Here is an 18202-nt window from a genome sequence, read left to right as displayed (position 1 = left end):
TGAGATACAACCTCTTTTTATTTCGGCAGTTTGGAACCATTATAACAAAAGCGGGTGCTCCGTAAAAGGATGCACCCGCTGGTATTGTAAGCCGTTCGATGTTTTACCATTTGAACTCCAGGCGATTGTTGCTTTTGTCTACATCTGCTAATCGCTGCGATGGATCGATCTCCAAACTCTTCAGCTCCGTCATCGGTTTATCGATCAGCACTTCGTATGTAGGGTTTGTCCATGGCCATGCTGCATGTTTTACAAACTCCGTATTTGCATACTCATTTGCTTTTGCACCATACATGAATGATACAGGAATGTATTGCAGGTGTTTGCTTCCATCTTTGTACACCACCATCAGATCTATCGGCATCGGGAATTTACCGAGACGTTTCAGTCTCACTTTTGTTTTGTTGCCTTCACTCCAGATGCTGTCTATTCCGTAGTTGATGGTTTTGGTGGTATTCACAAAATATTCGCGATACCAACCCAGCTGCATATTGCTTTCTTTTTCAGCAACACGCAGCAGATCGTTTACATTGGGATGCTTGAAACGCCATGTGTTGTAATACTCGTGCAGAATCTGATCTCTCACCGGTGCACCCACAATGTAACCAAGTTGCTCCATGAATACTTCTCCTTTTGAATAAGCAGCAGCGCCATAAGCTCTGTTCGTTTCGTAATGATCGGCATGCGTAGTGAGCGGCTCTTCGAGACCTGATTTCGCAAGTGCGAAATAGCTCTGATACGCATCTTCATGCGGATTGGCATCGCCTGCGAAAATGTCGGCCTTCTTATAATTCTGATCGATTGATTTCTTGCGTGGACCGGTTCCTGTAGTGCTTTGCTCTACAGATTTTTTGGTAACACCTCTGTAGTATTCGCTCACCAGCGATTCTGCATAAGAAGTGAAACCCTCGTCCATCCAGCAGTATTCGAGTTCGTTGGTGCCGAGCAGCATCTGGTACCAGCTGTGCATCCACTCGTGAAAAGCAGTGCCAAGGCTGGATGAATAGATCAGCGTAGCCATGGGATATTCCATGCCACCATCACCACCATGGATAAACGAATATTGCTTGTAAGGATATGCTCCGAACTTCGATTCGATGAATGGCAGTACTGTTACAGCAGCATCAGCTACTTCAGCCCATTTTGCTTCATAGTCTTTCACGAAGTTTTCGAATTTCCCTCCGAAGTTATTGTTCTGTACAGTTGCGCTGAGTGCAGCATACAGGCCTTTCAGATGCTCGTCATTTTTCTTGTAGAGCACATGAATGGTTGGGCCGTTTACGATCTGACGTGAAATATGTTTGTAGTCAGGATCAGCTGCCCACATGAAATCGTGCACATTGGGTGCAGTGAATTTCCAGGTGAGTTTGTCTCCTCCTGCCGGTGTTGTTTTTGTTCCCGGCGCTTCGTATCCGTGACCGATCTGCTGTGCATTGGACAGATAACCGGTTCCGCCGAGTGTATAGCTTTTATCGATGGTGATATTCACATCGAAGTCGCCCCACACGCCGTAGAATTCGCGGGCAATGTAAGGGTCCGCATGCCATCCTTCATAATCGTATTCAGCTATTTTCGGATACCACTGACTCATGGAGTAGCGTACACCGGTGCTGGGATTATCTCTTCCGGAGCGGCGGATCTGCAATGGCACCTGCGCTTCGAAATTCATATCGAATACCACTTTGGATTTGGGCAGGATAGGTTTGCTGAGCACCACTTCGAGAATGGTTTCGTGCATGATATATTCCTGCTTTACACCGTTCATGGTGAGTGAGTTCACTTTCTGATAACCGATCTCATCGGGTTTGAGGTTCAGAATTCTGTCGCGTACACGACCATCCCAGTCGGGTTGATTTCTGGTGTACAATCCTTTACCCAGTTCGCGGCTGCGAACATCCATCATGCTACCGGGTTGAAATGCATTCCAGTACATGTGATAAAAAACACGCTTCAGCGTATCAGGGGAGTTGTTAACGTATTCCAGTTTCTGGCTACCTGTAAATCTGTTGGTAGTAACATCCATGTTGATGTCCATGGAATACTTAACACGTTGTTGCCATCTGTCAGCCTGTGCCTGCAAACCGGCCACCATGCTGCATCCCATGACAAATAAAAGAATGTGTTTCCGCATTGTTTCCTCAGTTTATATGTTGTAAATTTCCCTAAAAGCGAGGTAAGGTATGCAAAAAAGCAAAATGATCGATGGGTATCCCTTCGTAACTTATTCAAAAGAGATCTATGATGCCGGCGAAATGCAGACCCGGAGTAAAGAATTTCATGAATGGATGGATAAGCGACGCACCGTGCGCGATTTCTCCGACAAACCCGTTCCACGGGATGTGATAGAGAATATCTTACGTGCTGCCAGCACAGCTCCAAGTGGCGCGCATAAACAACCCTGGACTTTCTGCGTGGTGCAGGACCCTGCTGTGAAAAAGGCCATCCGCGAAGCCGCTGAAAAAGAAGAATTCGAAAGCTACAATAACCGCATGAGCGAAGAATGGCTGAAAGATCTCCGCCCTCTTCAAACAGACTGGCACAAAGAGTTTCTCGAAATAGCGCCGTACCTCATTATTGTATTCAAGAAGAGCTATGAGCTGGATGCCGAAAACAACAAACACAGCGTTTACTATGCCGTTGAAAGTTGCGGACTCGCCTGCGGTTTTCTGTTGACTGCCATCCACAATGCAGGACTGGCGGCACTTACGCACACACCTTCTCCCATGAACTTTCTCACCAAAGTGCTGAACAGGCCGGAGAATGAGAAACCTTTTCTGCTGGTGCCAGTTGGTTATCCTGCTACTGAATGCTGGGTACCCGATCTCACGCGGAAACCACTGAACGACGTGGCTGTGTGGTACTGAGTTTCGATTTCTGCAGGGTGAGTTCTCCCAGCAGTTTTGTTTCTTTTACCAGCGCTGCTTTTCCCAGCTCCTCGGCAATGCGGGCAATCTCAAAATTGAGTGTTTCGATTTCTGTTTCGCGCCCGGCCCGTATGTCCTGCAAAGTAGAAATGAGTTGCCCGTCAGAGAATTTGCTGATCTGCAATATGCTCGATTCTACTTCCTGCTGCGTTAGCTGAATGCCTTTGGCGTGAGCAATTTCGAGACATTCGGCTATGATGCGGCTCGCCATCGCCATCACGGCATCATTACGATGGAAGATGCCGTTATCGGTTTCCAGCAAGGGACATATAGAATTGAAAACACTGTTCGCAATTGCTTTTTTCCAGATAACTGACTGTATTTCTTTTTCAACTTTGAATTCAAAATAATTGGAGTTCAGGTGTTGCACTATTTCGGTAAGCTGTGCATCATCCCCTTTTTCTATGCCTATTGGTGAAACGGCAACAGGTTTGTATTTCACGGAATGATCACCTGTTTGCTGACAGGTAACAAACAATACGCAGCGGTAAACCTGCGTGTATCCGCGTTCGATGAATGCACGTTCAACACCCAGTCCATTCTGCAACAATACAACCGGACTATTGCCGATTTTACTTTTGAGCGTTTCGCTCAGTTGCTGATTGCCATACGATTTATTGGTGAGCACCACAATGCCATCCAGTTGGTCAACAGACTGAAGTGTTTTAATGTCGATATCAGCTTCGAGCAGCTGTTCTTCTTTGTATGCAACCTGAATGCGCTGCGTTACAGGTTCAGCTTGTTGCACAGATCCTCTCAACAACATAACATTTCTGTTTTGCAGCCGGAGTGCGACTGCCAGGGTCTTGCCGATAGCACCCGTTCCGATGATGTAGATTGGTTTCATGTTTACCCCCAACAATCGTGCGGGTGAATTGTTTGAAGGCAATTGCAAGCGATTATTTCAGACGTCTGCATTTCAGTCGCCTGGTAATCCAATAAAAAAAGCTGCACCGTTTCGGATGCAGCTTTTCGCATACAGCAGACTGTGGTATCTATAATGTGATATTGTCTTTCAGTAATTGTCCATCTTCATTGAAGGAGAGATTCTTCACCTGCAGATCACTTTTCTTGATCCTCACACGATATTGAATCTTATCTTCCGGCAGTATGATCTTATGTGCGCTTTCCACTTCCCATTCGGCATACTTGCTTTTTCTGAGACCATCTTTCACGGTAGAAGGGATATCATTTACACCAATCTCATTTTCAGTGCTCTTCCATTCTCCTTTGTTGGTGAATCTTGCTTCGTACTCCGTTTTGCCTTCCTGAAACTCAGCAACGAAAACGGTTACTTTATCTTTCCATTCTACATTTTCTGCTTTGGGGTATTTTTTCTTGAAAGCTTCGGTAACAGCGGCCGGCACTTTACGCAGCTGTGCAAACAGGGTATTTTGTGCCACAATCAAAAGGGCGGCGGTCAGAAACAATGCGATACTCTTCTTCATAGTGGGTGCTTTTTTAGATGATGTATGCAAATATCAAACCGTAAACGATACAAAAAAGCTAAGGGAAAGTTATTCCGTTCCGGCCACTACGATCACTATTTCGCCTTTCACTTCTTTCTGTTTGAAATGGGCAGCTACTTCGGTAAGGGTACCGCGTGCATTTTCTTCAAACATTTTAGTGAGTTCGCGGCTTACGCTGCATTGACGGTCGGCGCCGAAATAAGTGATGAAGTCTTCGAGGGTCTTTACCAGACGATGGGGAGATTCGTAGAAGATCATGGTGCGTTCTTCCACGGCCAGTTTTTTCATCATGGTCTGGCGGCCTTTCTTGAGTGGAAGGAAGCCTTCGAAAGTGAAACGATTGGTAGGAAGACCGCTGTTAACGAGTGCGGGAACAAAGGCAGTGGCGCCGGGGAGGCTTTCCACTTTTACGCCTGCTCTGGCGCATTCGCGTACCAACAGAAAGGCTGCATCTGAAATGCCCGGTGTACCTGCATCCGATACCATGGCAATTTTTTTGCCGCCCTGCATCTGATTCACCAGATGCTGAAGCACCTGATGTTCGTTGTGCTGGTGGTAAGGAGTTATCGGTCGCTGGATCTGATAATGGTTGAGCAGTTTCGCCGATGTACGGGTGTCTTCAGCCAGTATCAGATCCACCGTCTTCAATACTTCAAGGGCACGCAAAGTGATATCCTGAAGATTGCCGATAGGCGTTGGTACAATGTATAACACTATTGCGCTACGTGGATTTCGAAATATTCCATCACAGGGTTGGCCAGCAGTTTCTTTGTGGCATCTTCTGCGATTTGTTTTGCCTTGTCGGCAGAGTCTGCTTCAATCTGCAGTGTAATGTTCTTTCCGATGCGCACATCCTGGATGGCTTTGATTCCCAGGTTCTGTAATCCCCCAATCACGGCTTTTCCCTGTGGGTCGAGTAATTCTTTCAGCGGCATTACGGTAACCTGAACTGTATAGGTCATGTGTGAGATTTTAAGGCGCAAACCTACGTCAAATTGATGATTTTATGAAAGTAAACTGCCCGAAATGACCGCTCAAAAAGCAAGCTCCCCGCAGAAAATCCGCAGGGAGCCTCGATTATTTATGTCAGTCGCTATTTTTCGATGGTCACTGAAACTTCCTCCCACGCACCTCTGAATGGAACCGGACGGGTAGCATCGGCCGAGGTGGCGATGAGGGTTACATTCGTGCTTCCGGTGGCAGATTTGGGATTGAGACCAAATTCCGGACGGGGATTAACGCCCGTTTCTTTGATCTTCAGCGGCTGTCCACCTGCCGTTTTCACTTCGAGTTTGTAACGTCCTACGGGAACATTCAGAATGCGGAGCATGCTGTACTCTACTGTTTTGCGGATGATGAAAGTTTTCTTGTCTGCGCCATGTATCAGATCGAGCGGCGTGAGTTTCACTTCGAACACGGAGCCAACCGGGAGAGATCCGGGAATCGGCAGTGGCTCGTTATCGTTGAGCGTCCAGGAGAGCGTAATGCATCCTCCAAAATAATTATTGGGTTGATGTGGATCGGAAGCCACCTGATCGGGCTCGCCCTTTCCGAATGGGATCAATACAAAATGTTCCACCATTCCGTCTGACGATGCCCAGCTGTTGCTGAGTTCCCCATCCGCAGGATAGAGTCCCATTGCGATTCTGCTTCCTTCATAATCGATGGTGTACCCGGTATTGTAGAATCGCGCAACGCCGAAGGGTATTTCAATTTCGTAATATCCTTTCTCATTGGTTCTGCCAAAAGCGGGTGTTGATGCGCCTCCCACTACGGAAGAACTGATGCCGATGCTGGCATTTTTCAATGGACGGCCATAGCTGTCTTTCACATATCCGATCGCCTTGTGCGCTTTCTTTTTCAGTGCAGGAAATTCAGGCATCGCCTTACGATTGTTTTCCATCACATTCACATAATTGGTGGTACCGTTCACCGTAAAGCGGGCTTCGGTTGCAGTTAACTGTGAGAAGGGAATTTCAGGGATCACTTTTCCGGTGTCTTCAATTCCTCCATCTTCATTTATTTTATCTTTTCCCTGACAGGCGCTCAGCATCAGAATGGCCGCAAAGCACAGTAGCATTGTCTTTTTCATAGATGTATGTATGATGTGCAGAGGTACGATGCTATTGATGCCCGGAAGGATGCTGATCGATGAATTGCAACTGGCTCCGATGAGTTGCAGACCTGGAACAGTTACCGGTTGAAATAAAAAAGCGACAGCGTCAACCAATCGATTGACGCTGTCGCTGTATTTCTGATGATGGAATGTTTACGCGTGTGCAGCAGCTTCTTTCTTCGCTACGAACAAAGAGATGATCACATACACAATGAATACCACCGGCACTGCCAGCCACTTCAGGAAGATGCCCGCCACCACTGCAATGATGAGCAGCAGGAATTTGGAGAAATTATCCTTCAGTGAAAAACTTTTGAATTTGAGCGCCATCAATGGAAGTGTACTCACCATCAGCCAGCTGAGCACAATGATCATTGCATACAACGTCCATTTGTTCAGCAGGATATTGTTGAGATCAAAATAATTGTAGAGCAGAATCAGCGGAAGCGATGCCACCACCAGTCCGGCTGCAGGAATAGGCACTCCTTTGAAGCCATAGGCCTGCGTTTTGTCTACATTGAAACGTGCAAGCCTGTATGCTCCCGCACAGGGGAAGATCAATGCCGGAGCAAGCGCCCACACAGAAACATCGAGTCCGCTTTCGGTTCCGATGAATGTGATGCGGAGCAGTTGATAGAAGATCATGCCGGGAGCAACACCGAAGCTCACTACATCAGCCAGTGAATCGAGTTGAGCACCAAGCTCGGAACTTGCTTTGAATAATCTTGCTACAAATCCGTCGAGGAAATCTACAACGGCTGCAATGGCAATGCAGATAGAGCCCCACCAGATCTTCTCCGGCAGTTGTGCCACCCATGTTCCATCTTCATTAGTGGTAACAAGGGATTCGCCCGTTTGCAAAATCAGGATAATGGCCATGCTCCCGAATACCAGGTTCAGGAGAGTAAACATATTGGGGATCTGCTTCATAGTTGGTTGGAAGGTTATTTTTTCTTCATCGCTGCTTCGATCTCATCTGCTGTGATGGGGATCTTGGCCATCAGGTCTTTGTTGCCTGTTTTGGTTACCCAGAAATTATTTTCGATTCTAATGCCCATTTGCTCTTCTTCAATGTAGATGCCCGGCTCGATAGTGAATACCATACCCGCTTTGATGGGTTCTGTTCTTGTTCCGAGATCATGCACATCGAGTCCGAGGTGATGGCTGATTCCATGATACAGGTATTTTCTGTATGCACGATTGTCTTTGTCTTCGTTCTTTACATCTGCTTTGGAGATCAGACCGAGTTTCAGCATCACTTTGGTGGCTTCCTCTCCTGCTTTGTCTGTGTAGTCGAGAATGGAGATGCCGGGCTTCAGGATTGTTTTGCAGTAGTTGTGGATCTGCAGGCATCCGTTGTATACTTCGCGCTGACGTTTGCTGAATTTGCCATTTACAGGAACAGTGCGTGTGAGGTCGGCATTGTAGTTGCCGTACTCAGCTCCGAAATCGAGCAAAATCAGTTCACCGTCTTTGCACTCCTGATTATTGAATACATAATGCAGGATGCGTGCGCGGTCTCCGCTGGCCACGATAGAACCGTATCCGGGGCGGGTTGCGCGGCGCGATAAGAATCCATGCCAGATCTTCGCTTCGATCTCATATTCCATCACGCCGGGGCGGATGAATTTCAGCAGATCGAGGAAGGTTTCGTGTGTGATGTCCATGGCTACCTGCATCACATCGATCTCTTCTTTTGTTTTGATGGCACGAAGCTCTTTCATGAGTTTCGCACTGCGTTTGTAGTTATGCAGCGGGTAGCGCGCTTTCAGTTCTTCTGCATAACGATAATCGCGCACCGGAACGAGATTGGCTTTGCGGTCGTTCTCGTTGGTGTTGAGATAAATATTGTCTGCGAGATGTATCCATGGTTGCAGCAATCCGTCGAAGGTATCGAGCCACACGATGGTTTTGATGCCGGAGATGGTGCGTGCTTCTTCTGCTCTCAGCCTCTTGCCATCCCATTTCTCTTTCATTTCGTTGGGTCGGACCAGTACCAGCACTTCGCGGAATTTCGGATCGGGGTTATCCGGAAACAGCACCACCATGGTATCTTCCTGATTGATGCCACAGAGCCAGAAAAGGTCGTTGTTCTGTTTAAAGGTATGAGTAGCGTCTCCGTTGGTGGGCAATTCATCATTACTGTTAAAAATGGCGATCGAATTGGGCTCCATCCGGGCTGTAAACCGCTTCCTGTTCTGCACGAAAATGTCCTGATTAAGAGGGAGATACTTCATTATTTATGCATGTTGAAGATGTAAATGTAATAAAATGAGTATTTAGTATTTATTCAACCATTTGCATAACCTTTCGTAATTTGTAAGTACGAACAAATGTTAGCCGAAGAATTTCCAATGAAGGCCACCTATAATTGAATGATATTCAATTTTGAAGAAGTTTGGGGCTTTGTTTTGAAAATTTTTAAATTCTACCTTTGTCGTCTAATCTAAACAATGCTTGTTTTATGTCAGTACCAACTGTTAACATTCCCATTCAAGAATTAACCAGGCTGGGGCTTAAAGAGACTGCTACACTCCACTACCAGCTGACACCTGAAGAACTGGTGCAGGATGCCATCCGCACCGGCGAGGGGGTTCTCAACGACACGGGAGCCCTGGTGATCATGACCGGCGAGTTCACTGGCCGCTCTCCCAAAGACAAATTCACTGTAAAGGACGAAATCACAGAAAACACCGTAAACTGGAACGATTTCAACCTGCCTATCGAAGAAAAATACTTTCACATCATTCGCGAGAAGATCATTGCCCATCAGAATGAGCAGAAAGAACTGTATGTGCGCGATGCATATGCCTGCGCTGATCCACGCTACCGTTTGAACATCCGTGTGGTGAGTGTAAAGGCTTACACAAGCCTTTTTGCTTACAATATGTTCCTTCGTCCAACGGAAGAAGAGCTGGAAAATTTCCAGCCTGAGTGGACCATCCTCTCTGCGCCCGATCTGAAACTCGATCCCAAAGAATGCGGAACCCGTCAGCACAACGCTGCAGTGGTAAGCTTCAAGCACAAGATGATCCTCATCGCAGGTACTGGCTACACCGGTGAAACCAAGAAAGGAATTTTCTCTGTACTGAATTACATCCTCCCTCACGATAAAGGAGTACTGAGCATGCACTGCTCTGCCAATATGGGTGAGAATGGAGATACAGCATTGTTCTTCGGATTGAGCGGAACCGGCAAAACCACGCTGAGTGCGGATCCTAACCGCAAACTGATCGGTGATGACGAGCATGGCTGGACCAACGACAACATCTTCAACTTCGAAGGTGGCTGTTATGCGAAGACCATCGATCTGAGCGAAGAGAAAGAACCGGAGATCTTCCATGCTATCCGTCCGGGTGCATTGGTAGAGAACACTACTTTCCTTCCCGGAACAAACACCATCGATTTCGCCAGCAAACAAATTACCGAGAACACCCGCGTATCTTACCCGCTGAACTTCATTAGCAATGCGATGGAACCATCAGTAGGCGAGATCCCTCACAATATTTTCTTCCTTACCTGTGATGCATCAGGTGTGCTGCCTCCGATTGCGAGCCTCACTCCTGCACAGGCCATGTACCAGTTCATCAGCGGTTACACTGCAAAGGTAGCGGGTACAGAAGCCGGCGTTACAGAGCCGAAGAGTACGTTCAGCGCTTGTTTCGGTGCGCCCTTCCTGCCACTGCATCCCGGTAAATACGCAGCGATGCTGGGTGAGAAGATGAGAAAGCACAATGTTCGCGTATGGCTGATCAATACCGGCTGGACCGGCGGCGCATACGGAACCGGAAACCGCATGAAGCTCAGCTATACACGTGCTATGATCACAGCGGCCCTCGAAGGCAAACTGGATAACGTGGAATTCAGCACCCATCCCGTTTTCGGAATGGCCATGCCAACCACCTGCCCCAATGTTCCTTCCGAGCTGCTCGATCCACGCAATACATGGTCAGATAAAGCCGCTTACGATGCTGCCGCCAAAAACCTGGCTGGTCAGTTCGTGAAGAACTTTGAAAAATATGCCGCCGGTGTTCAGGAGGAGATCCTGGCAGCAGCGCCCAAAATTTAATGGGGTCTAAACCATCCGGATGTCGGATTTTTTGATGACATTGGATGGCCCTAATAGTCCGACCTCAAACGATTTTTGCCTGCGAACTCCATCCACCGGATGGAGTTTTTTTATTCCATAACTTTGCAGCAGCTATGCACACATTCTTTTTGATCGTTTTGCTGAGTCTGCATCCCGTACCACAGCAGGTTTCGTCCATTCCGTGGAATGAGAGCCGCAAACTTACGTGGACCGATTTTCTGGCGAAGCCGGACCCTGTTTCGGGCAATGCCGCCATGACCAACAGCGTGATCAATATCGAATTCAACATCGACGATACCAGCCTCGATTACACCATCAGTTGCCGCTTCGACAAAAATCGTTCATGGGTAAAGGTTAGAACCGCTCCGGTTCTTCAGCATGAGCAGGGGCATTTTGATATTGCAGAAATCTATGCAAGAAAACTGAATAAAGAAATGAAGGCGCTCAGCTTCAACGCGGCCACCATCAAGAACGATGTGAATGTGATCTACGACAAGATCATGGCCGTGTATCAGCAGGTGCAGCATCAGTACGATCAGGAAACAGATTTCAGCCGCAACAAACCCAAACAGGCGGAATGGCTGGCGAAGATCGCAGCCGATATCAAATCACTGGAAGCACATGCAGGATATGCCACTACGCAGGTGATTTCGCAAAAGTCTGCCCTGAAGAAATAACTTCCTTCCCCAGAAATTAATGGACAAAAAAAAGCCACACTGCTACATCCGGCAGTATGGCTGATCAGTTTATCAAAATATTCCGGCGATTAGAACAATCCGTAGAGCTGAGAATCGATCTTGCTGATGATCTCGCCCAGATGCTCTTCGTTCTCCGGGAATTTATTCTTGTCGATATCGATTACGAGTAACGGACCTTCTTTGTATCCATCGATCCATTTGTTGTAGAAATCGTTGAGGCGCTTGAGATAATCGAGGCGGATATTCTCTTCGTATTCGCGGCCGCGCTTCTGGATCTGTGCTACGAGTGTAGGAACGGATGCACGGAGATAGATCATGAGATCGGGAGGCTGCACCATGGTCTTCAGCGTTTCGAAGAAAAGGAAGTAGTTATCGAAATCGCGTTTGCTCATGAGACCCATTTCGTGCAGGTTGGGCGCGAAGATATAGGCATCTTCGTAAATGGTACGGTCCTGTATAACGGTTTCGGTACCACGATGAATATCGAGCAGCTGATTGAGACGGCTGTTGAGGAAGTAAATCTGGAGGTTGAAGCTCCAGCGTGGCATATCTTCATAGAAATCCAGCAGGTAAGGATTATGGTCCACATCTTCAAACTGAGGAATCCAACGGTAGTGCTTGCTGAGCAATTCGGTGAGGGTTGTTTTCCCTGCGCCGATATTTCCCGCGATTGCGATATGCTTAGGTTTCTTACTTTTTGCCATCTGTTGTTACAATTCTGGAATATGAGAATGCCTCATGGAAGCACAGCAGCATCATAGCGCCACTGCGGTGCAATGAGTAATTAAGGTATCGATTCTTTTTGGAATTTGGACTTTAGCGCCCGGCCTTTTTTAATAATTGAGGCCCATCGCGTCTTTCACCTGCAGCATGGTTGCCTGTGCACTTTTACGCGCTTTGGCTGCTCCTTTCTCCATGATCTCTTTGAGGTATTTTTCGTCGTTGCGGATCGCTTCGGCTTTCTCGCGGATAGGACTGATGAATTTCACCATGTCTTCTGCGAGTTGCTTCTTCATATCACCGTAACGAATGCTTCCGTCGAAGTATGCTTTTTCGTAGCTGGCAATGGCATCTGAAGGCGTGCCTACCAGTTTCATCAGATTGATGAGATTAGCAACGCTCTCTGCCATTGGCGCGCCGGCTTCTGATCCACCAGATTCGGTTTTGGCCTTCATCACTTTTTTGCGGATCAGTTCGTCATCATCAGAAAGATAAATGGTAGCAAACTGGTTCTCGCTCTTGCTCATCTTCCCTGCGCCATCGAGGCTGGGAACTTTCAGCAGTTCCTCGCCGAAGTTGAAAGCCTGCGCCTCAGGAAATACATGACCGTAACGGTGATTGAAACGATTGCCGAATGTGCGGGTCATTTCGAGGTGCTGCTCCTGATCTTTACCAACAGGTACCAGCTCTGCACGATGCAGCAGAATGTCTGCCGCCATCAGTACAGGATACGTGAGCAAACCTGCATTCACGTTATTCGGCTGCAGTTTCACCTTCTCTTTGAAAGTAACGGTTTTTTCGAGTTCACCTTTGTATGCCATCATGTTCAGCAGCAGATAGAGATCGCTGGTTTCGGGAACATGGCTCTGGCAATAAAGCGCAGCTTTATCGGGATCGAGGCCGCTGGCGATATTCTCAGCCAGTACGCGGGCCACGTTGGTTTTAAGTTCTTTGGTATCAGGAAGCGTGGTGAGGGCATGCAGATCTGCCACCATGAAGAAGCAATCGTATTCGTTCTGCATCTTCACATAATTCGCCAATGCACCAAAATAATTGCCCAGGTGAAGAAATCCCGTGGGCCTGATGCCACTCATTACTATCTTTTTAGCTGCTCCTTTTTCCATAAGGGTGCGAAGATAAGAAAGTGTACTGTTAATGGGAAGCAGCAATGCAGGTTCCGGCGCATGAATTCATGGATTTTTAACCGGAATTGCGCGGATTGTACGCCTGGCATTTAAACAAACCTTTTGCGTAATTCCCGGCGAAAGTCTGGCAAAACCAGTTATTTTTGTTAGGTATGGAAGTTAACGACGCAATGGTAGAGAACCTCGCCAACCTGGCCCGGCTCCGTTTCAGTGAAGCAGAGAAAGAAATTATTTCGAAAGATCTGCAACGAATGATCGCATTCGTCGACAAACTGAATGAGCTGGATACCACAGGCGTATCTCCACTTCTTCACATGACGGACAATTACAATGTGTTGAGGGAGGATGAACAGAAGGGTTCCATCTCCAGAGAAGAAGGCCTGAAGAATGCCCCCGACACCGATGGTGTTTTCTTCAAAGTGCCTAAAGTAATCAGAAAAGAAGGCTAAACCGATCCAAATGCAATCAATCATCCATCTCCAAAGCATCAGAAAGAGCTATTTCATGGGAAAACAGGAAATACAGGTACTGAAAGGTATCGACCTGGATATTTTCAAGAATGAATATGTAGCGCTGATGGGACCTTCGGGTTCGGGAAAGAGTACCCTGATGAATATCCTGGGTTGCCTCGATTCTCCCACAGGTGGAAAATATGTATTGAATGGCCATGATGTGAGTAAGATGTCCGACGATGCGCTGGCCGATGTGCGCAACAAAGAGATCGGGTTTGTATTTCAGCAGTTCAACCTCCTGCCCCGTCTCAGTGCACTGGAGAATGTAGCATTGCCGCTGGTGTATGCCGGCATTTCCCGCAAGCAGCGTACAGAAATGGCGATGAACGTAATTCAGAAAGTGGGACTCGAAAGCAGGAGCCACCACAAACCGAACGAATTGTCCGGTGGTCAGTGTCAGCGTGTGGCCATTGCACGGGCGCTGGTGAACGACCCTTCGATAATTCTGGCGGATGAGCCAACGGGTAACCTCGATACCAAAACCTCCATCGAGATCATGGACATATTCGGGCAGATACAGGCATCGGGCAATACCGTGGTGCTGGTAACGCACGAAGAAGATATCGCCAATCATGCAAAGCGCATCGTGCGTCTGCGTGACGGCCTCATTGAAAGCGATAAAACGCAGGCTGGCATTATGCATCATGCGTAACCGCTGCAACACTCAATTCCAATATCATGTCTCTCAAAATCTATACAAAAACCGGCGACAAGGGCAATACCTCTCTCATCGGCGGTACCAAGGTTCCTAAATCACATCTCCGCATCGAAGCATATGGCACAGTGGATGAGCTCAACTCATACGTAGGGCTTTGCCGCGACCTGATTACGGATGCACCTGCCCGCGAGCTGCTGCAAACCGTACAGGACCGCCTGTTTGTGGTGGGCGCAGCGCTGGCCTGCGACCCCGAAAAAGAGCCGAAGATGAAGATCCCCGATCTGAAGGAGGAGGATGTGAATGCGCTGGAGCTATCCATCGACAAAATGAACGAGGCTATTCCCCCGATGAAGAATTTCATTCTTCCCGGAGGGCATCCCACCATATCACAACTGCATATCGCAAGATGCGTGTGCCGCAGGGCAGAACGCTGCTGCGTGAGGCTGGAACTGGAGAACCACGAAGTGGAACCAATAATTCTTCAATACCTCAACAGACTAAGCGATTACCTGTTTGTGCTGGCGCGCTATGAGCATCACCTCACCGGTGTGGCTGAAATTGCGTGGAAGCCGAGAGGTTAGCTGTTCTGATCGATTATCTTTCCGTCTTTCATATGCAGAATGCGGTCGCTCATCTGGGCGAGCTCTTCGTTGTGGGTAACAATGAGGAAGGTTTGATTGAGTTCTTTGCGAAGATCGAAGAAGAGCTGATGCAGCTCACGGGCATTGGCTGAATCGAGGTTACCGGTAGGCTCATCCGCAAAAACAACCTTGGGGCTGTTGATGAGGGCACGTGCAACCGCTACCCTTTGCTGTTCGCCGCCGGAAAGCTCATTGGGTTTATTGTTTATACGCTCACTGAGACCGAGGGTATTGAGCAGGTGAATGGCGCGGTCGTGCACTTCTTTCTTTTTTCTTCCGGCAATCCATCCGGGAATGCAAACATTCTCCACGGCGGAGAATTCGGGAAGAAGGTGATGGAACTGGAAAACGAAGCCGATATGTTTATTGCGGAAAGCCGCAACCTGCTTGTCGTTCAGCGAATTGATCTTTGAACCATCGATGTTGATGATGCCCTCATCGGGCGTATCGAGGGTGCCGAGAATATGCAGGAGGGTGCTTTTCCCGGAACCGGAAGGCCCGACGATGCTGGCTATTTCACCTTGTCTGATGGTAATATCCACACCTTTCAACACCCATAACTGACCGTAACTTTTCTGAATTCCCGTAGCAGATAACATACGTAGTAAATTAGGAAATAGGGCGTCAAGATACTACAATATAGCGGGTTGGGTACCAGTGATTCTGCTATGAGGGAAAATTTAAGAAAATGTTCCCATGAGTTCTTAAAGATAGATTTGGTTTTTTCGTCATTAGGGTTACTTTTGCGAAAAAATTGAGCCTTTTTTCGAGGCATTTAATTTTTAAAATTCTCTAATTCCCAGATATAACAATTAAAACAGGCACACAATGTTTTGGACACTTGAATTAGCCTCCTACCTGGAAGATGCTCCCTGGCCTGCAACCAAAGACGAGCTGATTGACTATGCTATCCGCAGCGGTGCACCGATTGAGGTAGTAGAGAACCTTCAGGAGTTGGAAGATGAGGGAGAGATCTATGAGGGTATTGAGGACATTTGGCCCGACTATCCGAGCCAGGATGATTTCTTCTTTAATGAAGATGAGTACTAGGCAGATTGGATCCTACTAAACTTATTGTAAAGCTAAGGCTGTTCGAAAGAACAGCTTTTTTTGTGTCTGTATAGGTTAGAATAAATTATACAAATTGTATAATTAGTGGACCGATTATACAATTTGTATAATCGAATTTTGTATATTTGGGTAACCTCTACCCGATCCGCAAAACCTTATTCGACCCATGAAAATTAAGATTCTGCGTGTTTCGATCAATGAGTTGGTTGAAGCAATAATCAGGAAGGGGGACCTGGAGGAACTACCTTCTATTCATACAGGCTGGAGATTCAATTTTGACAAACATGCCCGAAAGTTATCCTACGCGAGAGCTTATGTGCTGGTCTGCGAAGACACGCCGGAGCTCATCGAAGGGTGCATGATTTTTCAAATGAAAGATAAGACCATTCCTTACATGGCTTTTCTTGAAGTGGCTCCGCACAACAAAGGCGCCAATAAGAAACATGATCATGTTGCAGGCTGCCTGATTGCTCACGCCTGCAAGATCAGTTTGAAAGAAGCCAAAGGAGATTATATCGGCGCTCTGGTATTCGATGTAATGGAAAGACTGGAGGAGGATCAGCAGAAACTGATGAAGCTCTACACAGAAAAGTATCATGCCAATGCGGTAGACAACCACACAATGATCATTCTGCCGGAAGCGGCTGCGGCTCTCATCAACGAGTATCTGAACAATTAGCATACTGCAACAGCAGATCATACTTTCATCAGAAAACCAGTAATAATGACTACCCGTAAAGCATCTTTACAGGAAGACCCCGACGTGTCGGCAGGTCTGCCCGAAGGAGTAGATTGGAATAACGAAAAATTTGCGGCAATCAAAGCAATTGCGAAGAAAGCCGCAGCACAAAGATCACCTGAAGAGCAGCTGCGGCTTCAGCTAGCAGCCATTCAGGCTAATATGGAATTGTTCATTCAGGATAATCTACCATTTGAAGAGAACAGGCACTGTACACTTGAGAAATTTCTTGACCGCTACCTCAAGACCCTCCACCTCACTTTCAAAAAGTTTGCTTCTTCCATCGACTCTACCGATGGCAATCTCAAAAAATACCTCTCCGGCGAACGCAAGTTCAACACAGACCTTGCCATGAAGTTCGGTGCCTTTTTCCATACTCCTCCGGAGCTCTGGCTCAAAGTGCATATCAAAAACGAACTGCTGCTTTTATCCAAACAGAAAAAACTCATCAACCGCTACAAAAAATACGATTACCGGAAAGTGTACCAGCTTCCCGAAGAATGGGCGAAGGCTGCGCGGGTAAAGCCTAAAACAAAAAAAGCCCCGGCTACGAAGTAACCGGGACTATTGTAAAACCTTCAACTATCAATAACAGCGTTTATTTTTCCATTTGATCGATCACTGCCTGTGTTACACCAGTGGATGAGAATCCGCCATCGTGATAGAGATTCTGCATGGTAACCATTCTGGTAAGATCACTGAACAATGAAACTACATACTCAGCGCAGCTGTCTGCCGAAGCATTACCCAGCGGGCTCATTTTTTCTGCGTAAGTGATAAATCCGTCAAAACCTTTCACGCCGCTGCCGGCTGTAGTGCGTACCGGGCTTTGGGAAACGGTGTTGATGCGCACTTTATTGCGAACACCATAATGGTATCCGAAGCTGCGGGCAACACTTTCGAGGAGCGCTTTTGCGTCTGCCATTTCGCTATAGTCGGGGAACACACGCTGAGCAGCGATATACGAAAGCGCCACTACGCTACCCCAATCACTGAGGGCATCCATATCCCATGCAGTGCGGAGTACGCGGTGCAGACTGAGCGAAGAGATGTCCAGCGTTTTTTGGCTGAAGCCATAATCCAGATCGGTATAGTGTTTGCCTTTGCGCACGTTCATGCCCATGGCAACAGAGTGCAGAATAAAATCGATCTTTCCACCGAAATGAGCCATCGCTCCTTCCATCAGTTTCTTCAGATCGTCCATATTGGTTACATCAGCAGGAATTACGGGGGCATTCACTGTTTCAGCCAGCTTGTTGATCTCGCCCATACGCATAGCTACAGGAGCATTGGTCAATACCAGTTGTGCACCTTCTTCAGCGCAACGAAGCGCGGTTCTCCATGCAATAGACTTATCATCCAACGCACCAAAAATGATCCCTTTCTTTCCTTTGAGTAAGTTGTACGACATAATGGTTG

The 18202-nt window shown here is 47.4% G+C and carries 21 protein-coding genes; 9 read left to right on the top strand and 12 right to left on the bottom strand.

Translation table 11 applies throughout. The features are described from left to right. Positions 1 to 103: 103 nt before the first annotated feature. A complete protein-coding gene (locus tag HHL16_RS07355; protein ID WP_206022278.1) occupies positions 104 to 2131 on the bottom strand; it encodes a M1 family metallopeptidase in 2028 nt (675 codons plus the stop codon). Positions 2132 to 2180: 49 nt separating this feature from the next. Here HHL16_RS07355 and HHL16_RS07350 point away from each other — a divergent pair, with 49 nt between their 5' ends. After that, complete coding sequence (locus HHL16_RS07350) at positions 2181 to 2864, top strand: nitroreductase family protein (protein ID WP_169424478.1); 684 nt, start codon at positions 2181 to 2183, stop codon at positions 2862 to 2864. On the opposite strand, the gene HHL16_RS07345 is transcribed toward HHL16_RS07350, so the two are convergent. From HHL16_RS07345 to HHL16_RS07315, 7 genes are all read right to left on the bottom strand, one after another. Beyond that, on the bottom strand, positions 2824 to 3771 hold the full coding sequence (locus HHL16_RS07345; RefSeq protein ID WP_169424477.1) for a 2-dehydropantoate 2-reductase: 948 nt from the start codon (positions 3769 to 3771) through the stop codon (positions 2824 to 2826). The two genes, HHL16_RS07350 and HHL16_RS07345, sit on opposite strands and share 41 nt — an antisense overlap. A gap of 148 nt (positions 3772 to 3919) precedes the next feature. Beyond that, positions 3920 to 4372, bottom strand: coding sequence for a PepSY-like domain-containing protein (locus HHL16_RS07340; RefSeq protein WP_169424476.1), 453 nt, complete (start codon positions 4370 to 4372; stop codon positions 3920 to 3922). A 69-nt stretch (positions 4373 to 4441) separates the two neighbouring features. Further along, the gene (rsmI, locus tag HHL16_RS07335; protein ID WP_169424475.1) at positions 4442 to 5107 is read right to left on the bottom strand and encodes a 16S rRNA (cytidine(1402)-2'-O)-methyltransferase; all 666 of its coding nucleotides are present in this window, start codon (positions 5105 to 5107) and stop codon (positions 4442 to 4444) included. Next, positions 5107 to 5355: a phosphoribosylformylglycinamidine synthase subunit PurS gene (purS, locus tag HHL16_RS07330; protein ID WP_169424474.1), complete on the bottom strand. Its 249-nt coding sequence runs from the start codon at positions 5353 to 5355 to the stop codon at positions 5107 to 5109. The genes rsmI and purS overlap by 1 nt, the downstream gene beginning before the upstream one ends. Positions 5356 to 5486: 131 nt before the next feature. After that, the gene (locus HHL16_RS07325) at positions 5487 to 6485 is read right to left on the bottom strand and encodes an Ig-like domain-containing protein (protein ID WP_169424473.1); all 999 of its coding nucleotides are present in this window, start codon (positions 6483 to 6485) and stop codon (positions 5487 to 5489) included. Between the two features lie 177 nt (positions 6486 to 6662). After that, entirely contained in the window at positions 6663 to 7439 is a 777-nt protein-coding gene (locus tag HHL16_RS07320; RefSeq protein ID WP_169424472.1) for a CDP-alcohol phosphatidyltransferase family protein, read from the bottom strand. Between the two features lie 14 nt (positions 7440 to 7453). Next, positions 7454 to 8746 (bottom strand): aminopeptidase P family protein, encoded by a 1293-nt coding sequence (locus HHL16_RS07315; RefSeq protein ID WP_169424471.1) that lies wholly within the window; start codon positions 8744 to 8746, stop codon positions 7454 to 7456. A gap of 227 nt (positions 8747 to 8973) precedes the next feature. Between HHL16_RS07315 and pckA the strand changes: the two genes are divergently transcribed. Both pckA and HHL16_RS07305 read left to right on the top strand, forming a co-directional pair. Beyond that, the gene (pckA, locus tag HHL16_RS07310; protein WP_169424470.1) at positions 8974 to 10578 is read left to right on the top strand and encodes a phosphoenolpyruvate carboxykinase (ATP); all 1605 of its coding nucleotides are present in this window, start codon (positions 8974 to 8976) and stop codon (positions 10576 to 10578) included. Between the two features lie 134 nt (positions 10579 to 10712). After that, on the top strand, positions 10713 to 11276 hold the full coding sequence (locus tag HHL16_RS07305; RefSeq protein WP_169424469.1) for a DUF922 domain-containing protein: 564 nt from the start codon (positions 10713 to 10715) through the stop codon (positions 11274 to 11276). Between the two features lie 89 nt (positions 11277 to 11365). Here HHL16_RS07305 and HHL16_RS07300 read toward each other — a convergent pair whose 3' ends face one another. Together HHL16_RS07300 and trpS are read right to left on the bottom strand one after the other, a co-directional pair. After that, complete coding sequence (locus HHL16_RS07300) at positions 11366 to 12001, bottom strand: deoxynucleoside kinase (protein WP_169424468.1); 636 nt, start codon at positions 11999 to 12001, stop codon at positions 11366 to 11368. Positions 12002 to 12130: 129 nt separating this feature from the next. Beyond that, on the bottom strand, positions 12131 to 13141 hold the full coding sequence (trpS, locus tag HHL16_RS07295; RefSeq protein WP_240965913.1) for a tryptophan--tRNA ligase: 1011 nt from the start codon (positions 13139 to 13141) through the stop codon (positions 12131 to 12133). 173 nt (positions 13142 to 13314) lie between these two features. Here trpS and gatC point away from each other — a divergent pair, with 173 nt between their 5' ends. From gatC to HHL16_RS07280, 3 genes are read left to right on the top strand one after another with little or no spacing between them, the layout of a single operon-like run. Beyond that, a complete protein-coding gene (gene gatC, locus HHL16_RS07290; protein ID WP_169424467.1) occupies positions 13315 to 13611 on the top strand; it encodes an Asp-tRNA(Asn)/Glu-tRNA(Gln) amidotransferase subunit GatC in 297 nt (98 codons plus the stop codon). Positions 13612 to 13621: 10 nt separating this feature from the next. Continuing rightward, a complete protein-coding gene (locus HHL16_RS07285) occupies positions 13622 to 14326 on the top strand; it encodes an ABC transporter ATP-binding protein (protein ID WP_206022276.1) in 705 nt (234 codons plus the stop codon). Positions 14327 to 14352: 26 nt separating this feature from the next. Next, entirely contained in the window at positions 14353 to 14913 is a 561-nt protein-coding gene (locus tag HHL16_RS07280; protein ID WP_169424466.1) for a cob(I)yrinic acid a,c-diamide adenosyltransferase, read from the top strand. Here HHL16_RS07280 and HHL16_RS07275 read toward each other — a convergent pair. After that, on the bottom strand, positions 14910 to 15572 hold the full coding sequence (locus HHL16_RS07275) for an ABC transporter ATP-binding protein (RefSeq protein WP_169424465.1): 663 nt from the start codon (positions 15570 to 15572) through the stop codon (positions 14910 to 14912). The genes HHL16_RS07280 and HHL16_RS07275 overlap by 4 nt on opposite strands. A 229-nt stretch (positions 15573 to 15801) precedes the next feature. Between HHL16_RS07275 and HHL16_RS07270 the strand changes: the two genes are divergently transcribed. From HHL16_RS07270 to HHL16_RS07260, 3 genes are all read left to right on the top strand, one after another. Then, entirely contained in the window at positions 15802 to 16023 is a 222-nt protein-coding gene (locus HHL16_RS07270; RefSeq protein WP_014221625.1) for a DUF2795 domain-containing protein, read from the top strand. 187 nt (positions 16024 to 16210) lie between these two features. Continuing rightward, the gene (locus tag HHL16_RS07265) at positions 16211 to 16723 is read left to right on the top strand and encodes a hypothetical protein (RefSeq protein ID WP_169424464.1); all 513 of its coding nucleotides are present in this window, start codon (positions 16211 to 16213) and stop codon (positions 16721 to 16723) included. A 45-nt stretch (positions 16724 to 16768) separates the two neighbouring features. Next, complete coding sequence (locus HHL16_RS07260; RefSeq protein WP_169424463.1) at positions 16769 to 17341, top strand: transcriptional regulator; 573 nt, start codon at positions 16769 to 16771, stop codon at positions 17339 to 17341. A 40-nt stretch (positions 17342 to 17381) separates the two neighbouring features. Here the strand turns inward: HHL16_RS07260 and HHL16_RS07255 are convergent, their stop codons facing one another. Then, complete coding sequence (locus HHL16_RS07255; protein WP_169424462.1) at positions 17382 to 18194, bottom strand: SDR family oxidoreductase; 813 nt, start codon at positions 18192 to 18194, stop codon at positions 17382 to 17384. Positions 18195 to 18202: the final 8 nt, after the last annotated feature.

This window comes from Pseudoflavitalea sp. G-6-1-2, assembly GCF_012927185.1.
In the GTDB taxonomy this organism is placed as follows: Bacteria; Bacteroidota; Bacteroidia; order Chitinophagales; family Chitinophagaceae; genus Pseudobacter.
This window is presented reverse-complemented; position numbering and strand designations above follow the sequence as displayed.